The organism is Hyphomonas sp. (assembly GCF_040882205.1).
In the GTDB taxonomy this organism is placed as follows: domain Bacteria; phylum Pseudomonadota; class Alphaproteobacteria; order Caulobacterales; family Hyphomonadaceae; genus Hyphomonas.
The window spans coordinates 1-3,209 of sequence record NZ_JBBEBT010000213.1 but is presented as its reverse complement, the minus strand read 5'-3'; the positions used below and the strand labels follow the sequence as shown (position 1 = coordinate 3,209).

At 62.8% G+C, this 3,209-nt stretch carries 3 protein-coding genes and 1 pseudogene; all 4 read left to right on the top strand.

The genetic code is table 11. The annotated features are described in order from the left end of the window. A pseudogene (locus WEA77_RS08790) lies at nucleotides 1-399 on the top strand (pilus assembly protein TadG); the annotation flags it as partial. 32 nt (nucleotides 400-431) lie between these two features. Beyond that, nucleotides 432-1,967, top strand: a complete 1,536-nt coding sequence (locus tag WEA77_RS08785) for a pilus assembly protein TadG-related protein (RefSeq protein WP_368067495.1) — start codon at nucleotides 432-434, stop codon at nucleotides 1,965-1,967. A 48-nt stretch (nucleotides 1,968-2,015) separates the two neighbouring features. After that, entirely contained in the window at nucleotides 2,016-2,654 is a 639-nt protein-coding gene (locus tag WEA77_RS08780) for a CDP-alcohol phosphatidyltransferase family protein (protein WP_368067494.1), read from the top strand. An 89-nt stretch (nucleotides 2,655-2,743) separates the two neighbouring features. Continuing rightward, nucleotides 2,744-3,209, top strand: a 466-nt coding sequence (locus WEA77_RS08775) for a murein L,D-transpeptidase family protein (protein ID WP_368067493.1), incomplete at its 3' end; no start/stop codon positions are given.

The window sequence follows — 3,209 nt, the reverse complement described above, 5'->3', positions numbered from 1 at the left end:
TTCGGGGACATTTTCCCCGCCGCCAGCAAGCCAGCCGCATTCGGTCGCCCGAAACTCCACAAGTTTGCCGTGTTCATGACAGACGGTGAGTTCAACTCCTCCTTCTGTAAGGGCGTCCTGTCACGATCCAGCTATAACATGGGTGACCGGATCAATTGCGAATCCGAGAATGGCAACTCGACGGCGCAGGTTCAGCAATATTGCACGGCGATGAAGCAGGCCCGCATCAAGGTCTACACCGTAGGCTTAAATGTCGGCAACTCGGCCCAGCTGCGCAACGCTCTGACGAACTGCGCAACGAGCTCGCAGTACGCCTACTTCGCCACGGGCTCGGCTGAACTCGTCTCGGTGTTCAACCAGATCGGCCGCGACATCAATGAAGTCCGCCTCGTCAAGTGAACCGGTTCGAACACAGCGTCAGAAGGCCGACCATGAACATACGACACAAACTGGAACTGAAGCGCTTCGGCGCCGCCGAAGGCGCCAACATCGCCACGCTGACGGCGATGCTGATTCCCGCCATCCTGGCGCTGGCGGGCATTGCCATCGACACGCAGAACACGGTGCGCCAGAAACTCAAGGTGCAGGCTTCGCTCGACTCGGCTCTACTGGCCGGCGCCCTGCAACGCCAGCGTGGCACGAATGAGGACACCGTACGCGCTGATGTTCAGCGCTACGCCGAAGCAATGTTCACCGAGCAGGGCGGCGACCTGCTTTGTGCGCCAGTGACGGTGACCTTCGATTCCGAAAGCCAGGATATTGCCGGCAGCGTTCGCTGTGAGCAGCCGACTTACCTGACGCACATGATCGGGCATGACGAACTGGCATTCACTGTCGACGCGACTTCGACCTATGGCATCGGCGTGGTGGACATCGCCTTCATTTTTGACGTGTCCGGTTCGATGAACAGCATGAACCGCCTGCCCCAGCTTAAGGAAGCCGCGGAAGCCGCATTTGACGAACTGTTGCCGGATGATCGCCTGCGCGACGGCTCGGTGCGCATCGCCATAGCCAGCTACAACCATTCGCTGAATGCCGGTCCCTATGCGGCCGCCGTGACTGACGACCATACGCTGAGTGCGGACGGATCGAACAGTGCCGCGCAATCAAATTATAATGCGTACAATGACGAACGCATGATCGACTCCGCGACCGGCAAGCGCTTCTTCTACTACCAACGTGGCACCTGCACGAGCAAAGGCGTTTGCAAGCGCGACTCTAACTATACCTGGAACACGCGGCGCTATTTCTTCGAGGATACCGGCCTGTCGGATTCCTGCGTTTATGAACGCACCGGCGCGCATGCGGCCACCGATGAAGCGCCGACCTCCGCCCGCTGGATCGGGGCGGGCAACCCGCGCTGGAACTTCTCGGCGAGCTCCCCAAACAAGTATGACGGCTGGCGCAATGTGGAAAACGGCAATGCGACCGGATACGGCGTCGGCGCCTATGAAGGCCGCCACGGCACTTGTCAGCCTTCCGGGCCCGTGCCGCTGACCGATGACAAGGATGCGCTGAAGGCGCACGTCAACGGGCTGATCGCCAGGGGCGGCACGGCCGGACACCTGGGCATTGCCTGGGGCTGGTACCTGCTGTCGCCCAAATGGAGCGGTATCTGGCCGCAAGCGTCTACGCCCCGCCTCTACGGCGCGCCGCGCACGTCCAAGTTCATGATCCTGATGACAGACGGCGAGTTCAACATCCAGCACCCGACAGCCGGACGCAGTTCGTTCCAGCAATCGATGGACCTGTGCGACCAGATGAAGTCGCTGCCCAGCAATATCCAGATCTTCACGGTGGGATTCCAGGTGCCCTCGAACGTACAGAAAACCGGCGACGGACGCACCATCCTGCAATACTGCGCCACCTCCCCCGGCCATGCCTTCAGCGCCGACAACGGGACCGAACTGGTCGAGGTTTACAGCACGATTGCCCGCTCGATCTCGAACCTGCGCCTGAAATACTGAACCGCAGCGCTTGCCGGGTGCACCTGCGGATCGCTATGGCTGTGGCTGATGTTTGCCTGGATCCCCAATGCCCTGACGATGTCGCGCTGCGTGTTCGCGGTGCTGGTGCTGTACGGCCAGCTGAACGCGTCAGTCGCCGCAGATGCTTTGTCCGGGGCAGGCGGCGATGAGGCGCTGCGCCAGGCGACCCTGGAACAGCTCTGGCACCAGTTTGCACTGCTCGCCTTCATTTCCGGCGCGCTGACGGATTTCCTCGATGGCTGGGCGGCGCGCCAGTTCAAGGCAGAGAGCCGCTTCGGCGTCTGGCTGGACCCGGTTGCCGACAAGCTGCTGGTCGGCCTCGCGCTGCTCGGCGTGTCGCTGACGCTGCAAAGCTGGCTGATCTATCTGCCCGCGGCGCTGATCATCGCGCGCGATGTGTTCATGACCTGGCTGCGGACACGCCCGGAAGCGGCGGGCGTGGCGGCGCCGTCCAGCCTCGCGAAACTCAAGACCGGGATCGAGATGGCGGCGATTGCCGGCCTGATGCTGCCATTCGCATTAGCGCCGGCGAGTGTCACGGCGATGGAGCAATCGGCGCCGCTGGCCCTGGCGGGCGCGGGCGCGCTTGTGCTGCTTCTGTGGGTCGCAGCGGCCTTGTCGCTGGTGACTGCGGCGCAGTATGTGCGCGTGATCCGCGCGGTCTGACCGTCGGCATACGGAAATTTCAGTCGCCGCCGCCGCCCCGGCGCAGTCCTGCCCGACTGATGCCATGATTGGCTTTGAAATCTGGGCGCATGAGACACAGGCGCGGACCCAGACCCAATCTCATCGCCCTCTTGCTGGCAGCGCTGGCCTTCCTGTGCCTGCCGGCGCTGCTGGCGGTTGCCGAAGCCGGGGCTGTGCCATCGACGCAGCGTTCGGAGGCGGCCTATGCTTCGCTCAAGCCGCAGCTGGAACAGGCGCTGAAGGCGAAGGGCCTGAAGCTCGGCAGCCCGGTCTACCTGCGCCTTACGAAAGAGCCTGCCGAGCTGACGGCCTATGTCAGCGATGAGGACGGCGCGTTCAAACCCTTCCGCACCTGGCCGGTCTGCTCCGTATCCGGAACACCAGGGCCGAAACTGCGCGAGGGCGACGGACAGGCTCCGGAAGGCTTCTACACCGTGAAACCGGCGCAGATGAACCCAGCCTCAAGCTACCACCTTTCCTTCAATCTCGGCTATCCCAACGCTTTCGACCGCGCCAATGGGCGCACGGGTAGTT

What these genes read in the sequence shown, in the direction of transcription:
- WEA77_RS08785 (WP_368067495.1), top strand. Translation starts at nt 432, where the DNA reads ATGAACATACGACACAAACTGGAACTGAAGCGCTTCGGCGCCGCCGAA.
- WEA77_RS08780 (WP_368067494.1), top strand. Translation starts at nt 2,016, where the DNA reads ATGTTTGCCTGGATCCCCAATGCCCTGACGATGTCGCGCTGCGTGTTC.